The sequence below is a fragment of the uncultured Pluralibacter sp. genome, assembly GCF_913775985.1.
GTDB lineage: Bacteria > Pseudomonadota > Gammaproteobacteria > Enterobacterales > Enterobacteriaceae > Pluralibacter.
On sequence record NZ_CAJYMB010000067.1, the window covers coordinates 20,492 to 35,529 of the forward strand.

Sequence of the window (15,038 nt, forward strand, 5' to 3'; positions counted from 1 at the left end):
TTTCCGTTAAATAATAAATTTTGTTGATCACTATTTGTGAGGTCTGAATATGCATCCGATAGAACCCCTGGCGTGGTACGGGGCCCTCAGCGGTCTTTTTATTGCCATTATTTTAATATTAAGAAAAATTAACCCAGTCTACGCCTTATTTCTCGGCGCAATTATTGGCGCATTAATTGGCGGTGGCAATTTAGAGCAAACGGTCGGGATGCTCACCGCCGGAACCCAGAGCGTGATGGGCACCGTGATCCGCGTACTGGCGGCGGGCGTGCTGGCCGGCGTGATGATGGAGTCCGGCGCGGCGGAAACTATCGCCCAGGCCATCGTGCGCAGAATGGGAGAGAGCAAAGCAATATTAGCCCTGGCGCTGGCGACTATGATTATTACCGCGGTGGGCGTATTTATTCCGGTAGCGGTATTAATTGTCGCTCCCATTGCGCTGTCGGTCGGGAATAAAATGGGAATTTCTAAACTGGCGCTGCTGCTGGCGCTGTCCGGCGGCGGCAAGGCCGGCAATATTATTTCCCCTAACCCAAACGCCATTGCCGCTGCTAACGGCTTTCATATTAATCTCAGCGACGTGATGATCGCCGGCTTTATTCCGGCGGTGTGTGGCTTAATCATGACCATTGTGGTGGCCTCGCTGCTTAAAAATAAAGGCGTGATGGTCAGCGACGGCGAGGCCGCCGCGGCCTACGGCGCGCAAAGTGACGCCGCTGACAAGTCCGCGCCCACGCTGGGCAAAGCAATCGTTGCGCCGGTAGTCGCGGTAGTGCTGCTGATGATTAATCCGCTGGGCTCCATTTTCCACATCGGCGCGCTGTCAACTTTCAAGCTCGACGCGCTGTACGTGCTGCCGGTTGCCGGGATTATCGGGCTGGTGGCGATGGGGCAAAAAGAGAAGATTGTTGCCTATACTGCCTCAGGGATGGCGAAAATGACCGCCACCGTGCTGATCCTTATTGGCGCAGGTGCCATTGCCGGGCTGATTGCCGCCTCGAACTTGTCGGAGGAGGTCGTGATGCTGATTAATGATATCGGCATCTCGGGCACCTTCCTCGCGCCTATCTCCGGGATTTTGATGGCGGCAGCCACGGCGTCCACCTCTACCGGGGTTATCCTTGCTACCAGCACCTTCGGCAGCGCTATCTCCCACGTCGGGCTGGCCCCGGTAGCTTCTGCGGTGATGGTGCATACCGGGGCGACGGTGATTGATTCCCTGCCGCAGGGCAACTATTTCCACGTTACCGCCCAGAGCATGAACATGAGTATCAAGGAGCGTCTGGGGCTGCTGCCCTACGAAGCCATTGTTGGCGGTACGATGACGATTGTTGCCACCGTGCTTTACGGCTTTATTTTCTGAATTAAGGGAAGCCACGATGAAAAACATGACCTTTGTATTAGCGCCTGACTCCTTTAAAGAGAGCATGACGGCAAAAGAAGTTTGCTGTGCGATGGAGAAGGGCTTCCGCCAGGTCTTCCCGCAGGCCGATTTTATTCACGTGCCGATGGCCGACGGCGGCGAAGGCACTATGCAGTCGCTGATTGACGCCACCCGGGGCACGGTTTATACGCTGACGGTGACCGGGCCGCTGGGCGCGCCGGTGCAGGCGAGCTACGGCATCATGGGCGACGGCGAGGTGGCGGTGATTGAAATGGCCTCCGCCAGCGGTATTCACTTTGTTAACGCCCGGACTAAAAATCCGCTGCTGACCACCACCTACGGCACCGGGGAGCTGATCCTCGCCTGCCTCGATAAAGGTATCCGCAAGATTATTCTCGGCATTGGCGGCAGCGCCACCAACGACGGCGGGGCAGGCATGGCCCAGGCGCTGGGAGCGCGCTTTTTTGATGCCAACGACCAGCCGCTGGCCCCGGGCGGCGGCGCGCTGGAACACCTGCGGCGAATTGATATCACCGGGCTGGACCCGCGCCTCTCCGGCGTGGACATTCAGGTGGCCTGTGACGTCACTAACCCGCTGTGCGGCGAGTTTGGCGCGTCGGCGGTTTTCGGCCCGCAAAAGGGTGCGACGCCGGAGATGGTCAGGCGGCTGGACGCCGGGCTGGCCCACTATGCGGACGTAATTCGCGACCAGCTGGATAAAGAGGTGGCTACCCAGCCCGGCGCGGGCGCGGCGGGCGGCCTCGGCGCCGGGCTGATGGCCTTTACCCACTGCACGCTGCGCAAGGGCATTGATATCGTGCTGGAGTTCAGCGGGCTTGCCGACAAGCTTGTGGGGGCCGATTTCTGCATTACCGGCGAGGGGCGCATTGACGCCCAGACCCAGTTTGGCAAGACGCCCTACGGTGTCGCTCGCGCCGCTAAAGCGCTCGGGGTGCCGGTAATCGCGGTTTCCGGTTGCGTCGGCGAAGGTATCGAGTCGCTGTACGACATCGGCATCGACGCGGTGTTCGGCATTATTCCCCGGGCGGACAGCATCGACGCGCTGCTCCAGGAAGGCCCGGACAACATGGCGATTGCCTGCGAAAACATTGGTCGCCTGCTGCGCATCGCCAGGCCATAATCGGTAACCTGTACGCTGTCCCGCCGCACGCGGGGCAGTACCGCGCCGCCGAATAATGGACTTGTAATGAAGGATTATAGTTTTGACACCCGGCTCGCCCACGCCATCGTGGAGCGGGCGATGCAGATCATCCACTGCAACATCAACGTGATGGATTCGAAAGGCTGCATTATCGGCAGCGGCGATCCCCGGCGCATCGGCGAAATTCACGAAGGCGCGCTGCTGGCGCTGGCCCAGCAGCGCGTGGTCTCTATCGACAGCGCGTCGATGCACACCCTTCAGGGCGTCAAGCCCGGCCTCAATTTTCCCCTGCACCTGAATAACTGCATCGTCGGCGTAGTTGGCCTGACCGGCGATCCCGAGGCGCTTTCCCAGCTCGGCGAGCTGGTGTGCGCGATGGCCGAAATGATGCTGGAGCAGTCGCACCTCCAGCAGCTGCTGGCGCACAACAGCCGCCTGCGGGAGGAGCTGGTGCTGAGCATGGTGCGCAGCGAAAGCTATTCTGCTTCGACCCTGGAGTGGAGCCAGCGGCTCGGTGTCGATCTTACGCTGCCGCGGGTGGCGATTGTGGTTGAACTCGACAGCGGCCAGCTCGGGGTTAATACCGCCATGAGCGAGCTGCGCCAGCTTCAGTCCCTGCTGATTGAAGAGGGCAAAGACGACCTGATGGCGATCGTCTCTCTCACCGAGCTGGTGGTGCTCAAACCCGCCAGCCTGCGGGGCGGGCGCTGGGCGCTTGCGGAGCAGAAGCGCCGCACGGAACGCCTGTATCAGCGCCTCGGGCAGGAGAGCCATCTGCGGCTGCACCTGGCGCTGGGTAACTTCTTCCCCGGTGAGGGCGGGGTGATGCGCTCCTATCAGACCGCCAGAACCACCATCAAGGTCGGTAAACAGCGGATGCCCGACATGCGCTGCTACTACTATCAGGACATCAAGCTGCCGGTGCTGCTGGACAGCCTGCGCGCGGGCTGGCAGGCGGAAGAGCTGACCCGCCCGCTGGCGCAGCTTAAAGCCAGCGACGGAAACGGCATCTTCAGGAAAACGCTGCGGGCGTGGTTCAGCCACAATCAAAACGCAGCGGAGACGGCTGCGGCGCTCTATATCCACAAGAACACCCTTGAGTATCGGCTTAAGCGGGTAGCGGAAATTACCGGGTTAAATCTGACAAATTTCGAAGACCGCTTTCTGCTGTACGCCGCCGCGCAGCTAGATGAAGAGTGACGCAATGCATTACCCTGGCTCATTATTGGCACTCAGGTTTTCTAAGTGTTTATCGGTATTATCCTAAATAAAAAAGGGAATATCTCCGGCCCGCCGGCGGCCCTGTTTTTTAATTTGCGCTCTATATAATTGAAAGTTTATATAAATAACCGAAAAGAATAACCTCGGGTAATGAGCGGCTGGCTGTATTTCTTTGCGGGATAATCGTTAACTGAAAATGTAACGTAAGTGATTAACGTAAAATATGTCTCGCAGGCTTAGGGTACTGCTGTTCCGGGTTGTGGTAAATGGTTGAAGCAATTGGTTTTTGTTTTAATTTATTGATTTTGTTTGTTTTTATTATTTTGGTATTATTTTCATGAATGAGCCGCGATTCATTCAGACTCTTTGTGCTATTTTTCATGAATACAGCTGAGGGCCGATACTTCCCGTCTCTTTCCCGCATCCGATTCAGCAATCCTGGCGCTGTCTCCGCATTATTATTTTCCTTTTATTTCTGCGTCTTATTAAAACTCCCCGCGCGTAGCGCTTGACCTTTTATTTGAATGCATATATTTATCCGGGAAATAATAAACATTTCTTTACGTTTACCTACACTCAGACGGAGCTTTTAGCCTTGGCAAGGATCACGCGCGCCCGCTGGCGCCGCCATATCATCGTGGCGGGTATTTCAGTTATTTCCTGCGGTGCAGAAGCCGCACCCTTTATCGATCAGCAGCAGCAGCATATTCAGGCCCAGCAGTCGGCTAAAGAAGCGCAGCTTACCCCTGAAGCGCCGGATATCACGCTCAATGACAAACCGCAGCCGGATGCCGACGGACCGTTCCCGCAGGAAACCCCCTGTTTCCCGATCCGCCGCGTGCAGCTCACCGGACGGGACGCGTTTCCGCACTGGTTTCCCGCCCAGCGCATTGCCGACGGCGCGGTAGGGCACTGCCTCGGAGTGAAAGGCATTAACCAGCTGATGAGCCGGCTGCAAAACCGGCTGGTGGATCGCGGCTGGGTAACCTCCCGGGTGCTGGTGCCGGAGCAGGATCTGAGCAGCGGTTCGCTGACCCTGGCGCTGGTGCCGGGCATGCTGCGCCATATTCGCTATGCGGACGGCGCCGACCAGCGCGCCCTGCTGTATACCTCGATTCCCGCCCGGGAGGGCAGGCTGCTGGATCTGCGCGACATCGAGCAGGGGCTGGAGAACCAGCAGCGTCTGCCGACTGTGGAAAGCAGTATGGAAATTGTTCCCGGCGAGCAGCCCGGTGAAAGCGATGTGGTCATCACCCGCCGCCAGAGCAAAATCTGGCGGGTCAATATGTAGGTGGATGACTCCGGCACCAAAAGTACCGGCCGCTATCAGGGCGGCGCCATGCTGGCGCTGGATAACCCGTTTGCGCTCAGCGATCTGCTGTATGTGTCCGCCAGCCACGATCTCGGCTTTGAAGGGCGCAAGCAGAGCAAAAATATCAGCGGCCACTACTCGCTGCCGCTCGGCTACTGGCTGTTTGAGGTCAACGCCGGCCAGTACAACTACGTGCAGAACGTTGCCGGCTACAGCGGCGATATTCGCTACTCCGGCAAGAGCAAAAATCTCAACGTCGGCCTGAGCCGGGTTATCCAGCGCAACGCCACCGGTAAAACCACGCTGCGCAGCAGCGTGCAGGTGCGCGAGATCCGCAACTACATCGACCGCACAGAAATTGAAGTGCAGCGTCGGCGCACCAGCGCCTGGCAGCTCGGCCTCGACCACCGCCACTATTTCGGCGACGTCACCGTTGACGGCGGCGTCAGCTTCCAGCGCGGCACCCGCTGGTTCGGCGCGATGCCCGCCTACGAAGAGCAGTATGAGGACGGCTATGACGCTACCGAAAAGAGCAAAATTTTAACCTGGACCGCGGGGCTGAACTGGCCCTTCGCGCTGGGCAATCAGAACTTCCGCTACCAGATGAACTACCTGCGGCAGATGAGCACCACGCCGCTCACCTCGCCGGATCAGCTGGCTATCGGCAACCGCTGGACGGTGCGCGGCTTCGACGGTGAGCGCACCCTCAGCGCCAGCCACGGCTGGTACGTGCAGAACACCCTTGCCTGGCGCACGCCGGTGCCGGAGCAGGAATTTTACCTCGGCGCCGACTACGGCGAAGTGGGGGGCCGCAGCGACGGCTCCACGCTGCTGGGCCGCCATCTGGCGGGCGGCGTGGCGGGGCTGCGGGGCAATATCTCCGCTATCGGCGCCAGCTACGACGCATTCAGCGGCATACCGCTTTCCAAACCGCACGGGTTTAAAACCGACCCGGTGACCTTCGGCTTCAGCATCAGCTGGCAGTACTGACTACAGGGATGAATCATGAACAAACACTGTTATCGCATCATTTTTAATCGCGCCCGCAGGATGCTGGTGGTGGTTTCCGAACTGGCCCGAGCCCGCGGCGGCGATACCGGGCGCGGCCCGGGCAGCAGCAGCACAGCCTGCGTGGCTTCTTTACGCCCGCTCACCCTCGCCCTGTGGCTGGCGGGAGGTATCGCCAGTGCCCCGGCGCTGGCGGACGGCATCGCGGCAGACCGCGGCGCGCCGGGCGGCCAGCAGCCGACCGTGATGCAGACCGGTAACGGCCTGCCGCAGATCAACATTCAGACTCCGAACAGCCAGGGGCTCTCCCATAACAAATACAGCCAGTTTGACGTCGGCGAGCGGGGCGCGATTTTAAACAACGGCCAGCACGCCAGTCAGACCCAGCTGGCGGGCCAGGTGGCGGGCAACCCGTGGCTGGCGAAGGGATCGGCAAAAGTTATTCTGAATGAAGTCAACAGCATGAACCCGAGCCAGCTGCGCGGGTTTATCGAAGTCGCCGGCAAGAAAGCCGATGTGATCATCGCCAACCCGGCGGGGATCACCTGCAGCGGCTGCGGCTTTATCAACGCCGGGCGCAACACGCTGGCGGCGGGCCGGGTGCGGCTGGAAAATGGCCAGGTCGCGGGCTACGACATCGATCGCGGCCGCATCACTATCAGCGGCGGCGGCATGAACGGCACCGGCCAGGACTATACCCGCCTGATCGCCCGCGCCGTGGACGTTAACGCCCGCCTGCAGGCCGGCGATCTGAAAATCACCACCGGACGCAACCAGACGGATGCCGACGGCAACGTGACTCAGGTGAAGGCCGACGATCCGCAGGGGCGGCCGCAGTTCGCGGTAGATACCGCCTCGCTGGGCGGCATGTACGCCAACCGCATTACCCTGGTGGGTACCGAGCGCGGCGTGGGCGTGCGCAACGCCGGGGAAATCGGCGCGACCCAGGGCGGATTTACCCTCAACGCAGAAGGCAAGCTCACCAACAGCGGTACCCTCTATTCGCAGCAGGATCTGGCGCTTAAGACCGCCCAGCTCGATAACCAGGGCCATATTTCCACCGGCGGCAGCCTGCGAATTAATAACCAGGGCGATGCCACCAACAAAGGATCGCTGAGCGCCGAAGGGGATCTGCAGCTGGATACATCCGGCCGCCTGCACAGCCAGGCCGGATCGGCGCTGGTGGCGGGCGGCAATACCACCATCAACGCGCAGAGTCTCGAAGGGGACAGCGGCAGCGCCATGGGGGCCGGCATTGACGGCAATGGCCAGGCCACCCGCGGCGGCCAGCTGCGCGTGACCACCAGCGGACGGCTCGCCAGCCACGGCACGCACCTGACCCGCGACGGCTTTACCGCCTCCGGCAGCGAAGTGGATCTTTCCGGCAGCCAGACTCGCGCCGCCGCGGTAGCGGCAGTTGCCCGCGACGGCAGCCTCAACACCGACAGCGCGCTGATTGATGCGCAGCAGGCGAGCCTCAGCTCGGCACACGACTTCTCAAGCCGCGGCGGCGCCATTGCCGCCGACCGGCTGGACATCAGCGCCGCCGATAAAATTGACAACAGCGGCGGCTCGTTGATCTCCCGTGGCGCGCAGGGCTTTACCGTCAGCAGCAAAATCATCGATAACAGCGGCGGCACCCTCGCCAGCGCCGGCGACCTGACCCTTAACAGCGAGAGCCTGCTGAATACCGGCGGCGAGCTGGGTTCCGACAGCGGTAACGTTACCGTGCGCGGTGGCAACATCAGCGGCGCGCAGGGCAAAATGCTGGCGGGCAAGCAGCTCTCCGTGAGCGGCCAGCAGATCCTGATGGACGGCGGGCTGGCCCAGGGGCAGCAGCTGGATCTGCAGGCTGATTCACTTTCTATGCAGGGTGGCCACCTGCGCCAGACCGGGCAGGGCGCGACACAGATTAACGTCGCCAGTCACCTCAGCAGCCGCGAAGGGCTGATTGAGAGCGCGGGTGCGGTCAATCTGCACGCGGGCAGCCTCGACAATGCTAAAGGCCGCATTGCCAGCAATGGAAGGCTGCAGCTGGAAAGCGGCGCGCTGGACAACAGCGGCGGCACGCTGGTTGCGCAGCAGGTTGACGCCCGCACCGGCGCGTTCACCAACCGCGAAGGCACCCTTGAGTCGCTCCAGGGCCTGAATCTTAGCGCTTCTTCGTTGGACAGCCAGCAGGGCTTTATCAGCGCCGACGGCGGGGATGCGGTGCTCAACGTCACCGGCGATATTAATAACCGCGGCGGTAACCTGCAGAGCGCCAAAAACCTGACGATTAACGGCGGCAGCCTGCAGAACCAGGACGGCAGAGTGCTGGCCGCGGGCGGTGCGCTGCAGGGCCACTTCAGCGGCGGCGTCGACAACGGCGGCGGCAAGCTGATTGCCCAGCAGCTGGCGCTGGAAGCAAAAGAACTCAACAACGACAGCGGCGTCGTGAGCGCGACCTCGGCCGCCAGCACCCTGAACCTGGCGGGCCAGTTCAGCAACCGCGGCGGCACCCTTGAAAGCGCCGGGGGATTAACCCTCAACGCTGCCTCGCTGGACAACACCGGCGGGCGCGTCGCCACGCCGGGCAGCGCCAGCATTAACCTGCGTGGCGGTTCCCTGATTAACGCCAGTACCGACGCTTCGGGGCTGGGGATCCTTTCCGGCCAGACCCTGACCCTGAACAGCGGACAGGTGAATAACCAGCACGGCAGCCTGCAGGCGCGCCAGCTCGATTTGACCACCGGCGATGTCAATAACCAGGCGGGCTACCTGGGCGCCAGCGAAGGCCTGATCCTTAACGGCGGCGCGCTGGACAACACCGGCGGCCTGATCAGCGCCGATACCGGCGCGGCGTCGCTGACCCTGTCCGGCGCGCTGTCTAACGCGCAGGGCACGCTGCAGAGCCAGCAGGCAATGACGTTAAAAGCCGCCTCGCTGAACAACGACGGCGGCAAGCTGCTGTCGGCGAAAGAGAGCGTGAAGGGCGAATTCAGCGGCGATCTGAGCAACCGGGCGGGCAGCATTCTGGCGGGCACGGCCTTCGATTTGAGCGCCGGCTCGGTCAATAACCAGAAGGGCATTATCGCCGCCACCCGCGGCAGCGGTAGCCTGGCCTCCGCAGGGGATGTGAACAATCAGGCCGGTGATATCGAGAGCAGCGGTCGTCTGGCGCTGAATACCGGCAAGCTGGACAACAGCGGCGGGCAGCTGCTGAGCAGTGATGCAATGCAGGTTTCCGCCAGCGGGTTGAGCAACGACGCCGGCCTGATCCAGGCCAGCAAGACGCTGAATATCGACACCCGCGGCGGCAGCCTCAACAACGCCAACACCCTTACCGACAAAACCGGCATCCGCGCCGGCGAGCGGCTGACGCTGGCCGCAGGGGACGTCAACAACCGCAGCGGCCTGATCAGCGCAGACCAGCTTAGCGCGACGGGCAACAGCTGGAATAACCAGAGCGGCGAGATCAGCAGCAGCGGCAATCTGGATCTGCAAGGCGCTTCGCTGGATAACGCCCAGGGGCTGGTCAGCGCCGGAAAAGATCTGGCGGCAACCTTCAGCGGGGCGATGATCAACCAGAAAGGCACCCTACAGGGCAGCCAGAACCTGAATATCGACGCCGGTTCCCTTAACAACGACAGCGGCGCGCTGCTGGCGGCGGGCGGGAATGCCGGGGTCAAAGTCAAGGATGCCTTCTCCAACCAGCAGGGGCAGCTGCTGGCGAAAAACGACGCTGGCCTGTCCGCAGGCAGCGTGGATAACCAGAGCGGGCGAATTTCCGCCCTCAACGGCGGCGCGGTAGTGGGCGCCGTGGGCAACCTGCTTAACCGCGGCGGCAGCATCGATACCGGCGGCGCGCTGCGGCTCAGCGGCAGCAGCATTGATAACGGCGACGGACAGCTGGTAGCGGCAGGCGGATCGTTGAGCGTCACCGGCGGCGACATCAGCAACCAGCACGGGCGCATGGCGGCGCGGGACAACGTCGAGATTCGCGGTTCGGCGCTGAATAACCAGGACGGCACCGTCACCAGCGTCGGCGGCGATCTCAGCGCCCGCCTCGACGGCGCTATCGACAACCAGCGCGGCGTTTTACAGAGCGGCCACGGCGTCACCCTTAACGGCAGCTCGCTCGATAACCGCAGCGGCAGCGTGCTGGCGGTGGACGGCGAAAACCGCATTGACGTGCAGGGCGACCTGCTCAACGGCGGCGGCCAGATCACCGGCAGCCGCAAAATCGACCTGCGGGCCGGGCATCTGGATAACCAGAGCGGCGCGGTCAGCAGCCGCGGCGGGGCGCTTGACGTCAGCGTTAGCGGGGCGATAGATAACCAGAAGGGCGCGCTTGAGGCTGACGGCCCGGTGCAGATTACTGCAGGAACCCTCAACAACAGCGGCGGCGGCTCGCTGCTTTCCGCCAGCGACAGCCTGACGGCGAGCGTTACCGGCGAGCTGAATAATCAGGGCGGGCGCATCGCGGCGCGTAAAAACACCACCCTCACCGCCGACGGTCTTAACAACCAGCAGGGCACGGTCACCGCCGTTGACGAGGCGCTGACGGTCAACGGCGGCAGTCTGATCGACAACAGCGGCGGCACGCTGCAGAGCAGCGGCGATCTGACACTCGGCGCGGCCAGCCTCAACAACCGCAGCGGCACCGTGCAGTCCGCTAAAGGCAGCGGCCAGCTGAATATTGATGGCGCGCTGGATAACCAGCTGGGCACCCTCAGCGCCGCCGGGGCGCTGGCGCTGAACAGCGGCGAGATGAATAACGGTCAGGGCGTGGTGGTGGCCGACAGCGTGACGCTCACCAGCCAGGGGCTGAACAACCAGGCCGGCCTCATACAGGGCATTAAAGGGCTGGAGATCAACACCCAGGGCCAGCTGCTCAACAACAGCGATACCAACAGCGACACCACCGGGCTGCGCACCGGCGGCGCGCTGACGCTGAACACCGGCGATCTGAACAACCAGTCCGGGCTGATTGCGGGCGATACCCTGGCCCTGAACGGGCAGAGCGTCAACAACCGCGGCGGCAGCATTGGCAGTACCCGCCAGAGTCAGCTCACTACCGGAGCCATTGACAACCAGACCGGCACCATTCAGTCCGCCGGCAGCATCAGTATTGATACTCGCGGTGCCGATCTGCACAACGAGCAGGGGAAAGTGCTGGCCGATAGCAGCCTCGACATCCGCGCGGGAGCGATCGGCAACGGGCAGGGCCTGATTCAGGGCGGCGCGGGACTGACGCTGGCGGGTTCGGTCCTTGATAACACCCGCGGGCAGACACTGTCGGGCGGGGACCTGACGGCTAGCGTTGACCGGCTGAACAACGAAAGCGGCCTGCTGTACGCCGCGGGCAACGCGCAGATCAATGCCGGCCAGAGCGTGCAGAACCAGCAGGGGCTGCTTAAGGCCGGTAAAAGCCTGACGCTAACCACTGACGTTCTCGATAACCAGAATACCCGCGACAGCGGGCAGGGCGTGGAGGCGCAGGATCTGACCCTCAACGCCGCAACGCTGAATAACCAGAGCGGCGCTCTGCGGGCGGGGGATAACCTGCACGCCAACGTGCGCGGGCAGCTCAATAACCAGAACGGCCTGATCTCGTCCCAGAATAGCCTGACCATCGGGCAGGCTGACCAGCGAACCAATCTGTTGAACAGCGGCGGCGATATCGTCGCCAACGGCGACGCGGGCCTCTGGCTCGGCCAGCTCGACGGCGTCGGGCGGATCACCAGCGGCGGCAGCATGAACCTGGACGTGGCGTCCGCGCTCAATCAGGACGGCAGCCTGGCCGCCGGAAATGATTTCACCCTGAATACCAACGGCAACGCACTGACCAATACCGGCAGCATCACCGCAGGCAACCAGCTCAACCTGAGCAGCGGCCACCTGGACAACCAGCAGGGCGGCGAAATCAACGCCGGAAGCACCCGCGTTAACGCGGGGGATATTGTTAACCGCGGCCTGATTGACGGCGGCAGCGTCGTGCTGCGCACCGGCGATCTGCACAATACCGGCACCGGGCGCATCTACGGCGACCAGCTGGCGATTGATGCCAGAACGCTGCTTAACGATAAATCGGGCGATACGGCGGCAACCATCGCCGCCCGTAACGATCTGACTATCGCCACCGATCACCTGACCAACCAGGATCACGGTCTGATCTACAGCAACGGCGGGATGCGCATCGGCGGCGCGCTGAGCGACGCCGGGGAGCTGTCCGGCCGCGCGGCGCTGGTGGAGAACCTGAGCGCCACGATGGAGGCGATGGGCGATCTGCAGATTGACGCGGCGAAAACCGAAAACCGCGATATCCACATTACGGTGAGTCCGGATCTGAAAGTTGTTACCGTCTCCCCGAACGTGCTGGAGGTCGAGCTGTGCAGCGGCCTGCGCTGGCCGGAAGGCTGCGGCAGGACCAACGGCGAGCACTACCGCTTCAAGGGACATGTCGTGAGCTACGAGCAGGAGGAGTCCAGCCCGGTGGCTTTTGACTTCGACCAGGATGGGCGCAGCTACGCGCTGGACGAGCAGGGCAACCGCGTCACGGTTAACGTCAACGGCAAAGATGAGTACGTCTATCTCTGGCTGGATGCCGCTAACAAAATTATTTACTACAACCTGCCCGGCGTTACCGGCAACGGACGGCGCTTCGACGTCTTCTCCTTTACCGAGAGCGTCAAGGAGCAGCAGGCCACCGGACAGGACAGCGCCGTTATCCGCAGCGGTGGCAACCTGACCCTCAACAGCGACCTGCACAACAAGGACAGCCAGGTTGTTGCCGGGCAGGATCTGACTATTAACGGCGCCGTGAATAACGACGAAACCACCGTCCGGCAGGAAGTGACCCGGGACGGTGTCGTCATCAGAGGGGGAAGGCGTAAAGAGCATTCAGACACCCACTTTGAAGGCCAGGGCGCCTACCAGCCGCCGCTGCAGATTACCGACGTGCCGCTGCACCTGACGGTTCAGCAGCAGGGCCAGGGGCGCGGCGACGGGCGGACCATCGACGGACAGAAACCCACCACCGGCGGCACCGACCAGGCGTCCGGCCTGAACGGCGGGGCAGATCTTGCCAGCCGCGGCGACCAGACGCTGGTCACCGAGGTGGCGCTGCCGCCGAACTCATCCGTGGATACCCGGCTCAGGCCGGTTACGGATACCCTCAGCGATAACGCCGGCCACGCCGGCGCCGATTTACAGACCCGGGGCGCCGCCGCCGACGGCCTGACGGACGTCGCGCTGAGCGGCGCGGGCAGCCTGACCGGCACCTCGCGCGGCAGCGCGGACGCCACCCAGGGTGGCGCGGGGCTGGACGGCACCCGGGGCAGCGTGCCCGGCGCGGTGCCGCCGGGGCAGGATAACTGGGTGCTGCGCAGCGTCACCGGTCCGGTGAAGCTGCCGGACAACAGCCTGTTCGTGCTGCATCCTGGCACCGACAGCCACTACCTGGTGGAGACGGATCCGCGCTTTACCCAGGGTAAAAAGGCGCTCAGCAGCGGTGATTTCTACAGCAGCGACCAGCTGCAGAAGCGGCTGGGCGACGGCTACTACGAGCAGTCGCTGGTGCGGGATCAACTGGTGAAGGCCACCGGCCAGCGCTATCTCCCCGGCTACAGCAGCGACGAAGACCAGTACCGGGATCTGCTGACCAGCGGCAAGTCGTTCAGCGACCGGTTTAACATCGCCCCCGGGGCGGATCTGAGCCCGGAACAGATGGCGCAGGTGACGCAGGACATGGTGCTGATGGTCAACCAGACGGTGACCCTGCCGGACGGCAGTACGCAGGTGGTGAGCGTGCCGAAGCTGTACGCCCGGGTGAAGCCGGGAGAGCTGAAGGGCGACGGGGCGCTGCTTTCGGGCAACAACGTGCGCATTACCACCGCCGGTGACGTCATCAACAGCGGCAGCATCAGCGGGCGGGGCCTGACGGCCATCAGCGCGGGGAACCTGCTCAACACCGGGGATATCAGCGGGGACAGAACCCAGCTGGTGGCGGCGGGGAACATCGTCAACCGCAGCGGGCGGCTGAGCGGCGACAGCGAGCTGAGCCTGCGGGCGGGGAACGATATTCTGAGCCTGACGGAGAGCCACCAGCAGGGCAGCGAGGGCTGGCTGGGGCGGCAGGCGGAGCTGTCGGTGACCGGCGACGGGGGCGTGCTGTCGCTGGAGTCGGGGCACGACATTCGGCTGACGGCGAGCACGGTGAGCAACCAGGGCAAGGACAGCATCACCCGGATGGTATCGGGTAACGACCTGACGCTGGACACGGCGCGGACGAGCCACGCGACGGACTTCACCCGCAGCCGCAAGAACTACGACCGGACGCTGGAGACGCGTGAGGTGGGTACGGTTATCGGCGCCGGGGGCGATTTGCTGATGCAGTCGGGGCACGACATGAACCTGCGCGCGGCGAACGTGACGGCGGCGGGCAGCGCGACGATGGTCTCGGGGAACGACATCAACCTGATGAGCGGGGTGGACACGTGGGACCAGTCGAGCGGGGCGAAGTGGACGAAGCACGGGACGTTCAAGAAGACCACCACGCAGATTAAATCCGAGGTGCACCAGACGACGGCGGCGGGCAGCACGGTGTCGGGGGACCAGGTGACGATGGTGGCGGGCAACAACCTGACGTCGCAGGGGAGCAACGTGCTGGGGACGCGCGACGTGACGGTGTCGGTGGGTAATAACCTGACGGTAACCACCGCAGACGAGTCGGACCACAGCGAGTACAGCCAGAAGAAGAAAAAGTCGGGGCTGGGGAGCACGGGCGGGCTGGGCATCACGGTGGGCAGCTCGTCGCAGAAGGTGACGAACGAGGACGCCAGCAACGTGAAGAAGGGAAGCGTGTTCGGCAGCAGCGAGGGTAACCTGACGCTGACGGCGGGCAACGGCGTGGTGGTGCACGGCAGCGACCTGGTGGCGGGCAATAATATGACGCTGGAGGGCAAAAA

General features: G+C 62.9%; 4 protein-coding genes and 1 pseudogene. All 5 read left to right on the top strand.

The annotated features are described in order from the left end of the window. Positions 1–49: 49 nt before the first annotated feature. Positions 50–1,363 carry a Na+/H+ antiporter NhaC family protein gene (locus tag QZ766_RS07460; RefSeq protein WP_297199586.1) on the top strand — a complete coding sequence of 438 codons (1,314 nt, stop codon included), beginning with the start codon at positions 50–52 and terminating at the stop codon, positions 1,361–1,363. Between the two features lie 16 nt (positions 1,364–1,379). After that, positions 1,380–2,525, top strand: a complete 1,146-nt coding sequence (locus QZ766_RS07465; RefSeq protein ID WP_366509386.1) for a glycerate kinase — start codon at positions 1,380–1,382, stop codon at positions 2,523–2,525. A gap of 66 nt (positions 2,526–2,591) precedes the next feature. After that, a complete protein-coding gene (locus QZ766_RS07470; RefSeq protein ID WP_297199589.1) occupies positions 2,592–3,746 on the top strand; it encodes a sugar diacid recognition domain-containing protein in 1,155 nt (384 codons plus the stop codon). Positions 3,747–4,422: 676 nt separating this feature from the next. Then, positions 4,423–6,069 (top strand): annotated as a pseudogene (locus QZ766_RS07475) (ShlB/FhaC/HecB family hemolysin secretion/activation protein). A 15-nt stretch (positions 6,070–6,084) separates the two neighbouring features. After that, positions 6,085–15,038, top strand: an 8,954-nt coding sequence (locus QZ766_RS07480) for a filamentous hemagglutinin N-terminal domain-containing protein (protein ID WP_297199592.1), incomplete at its 3' end; no start/stop codon positions are given.

What these genes read in the sequence shown, in the direction of transcription:
- QZ766_RS07470 (WP_297199589.1), top strand. Translation starts at nt 2,592, where the DNA reads ATGAAGGATTATAGTTTTGACACCCGGCTCGCCCACGCCATCGTGGAG.
- QZ766_RS07460 (WP_297199586.1), top strand. Translation starts at nt 50, where the DNA reads ATGCATCCGATAGAACCCCTGGCGTGGTACGGGGCCCTCAGCGGTCTT.
- QZ766_RS07465 (WP_366509386.1), top strand. Translation starts at nt 1,380, where the DNA reads ATGAAAAACATGACCTTTGTATTAGCGCCTGACTCCTTTAAAGAGAGC.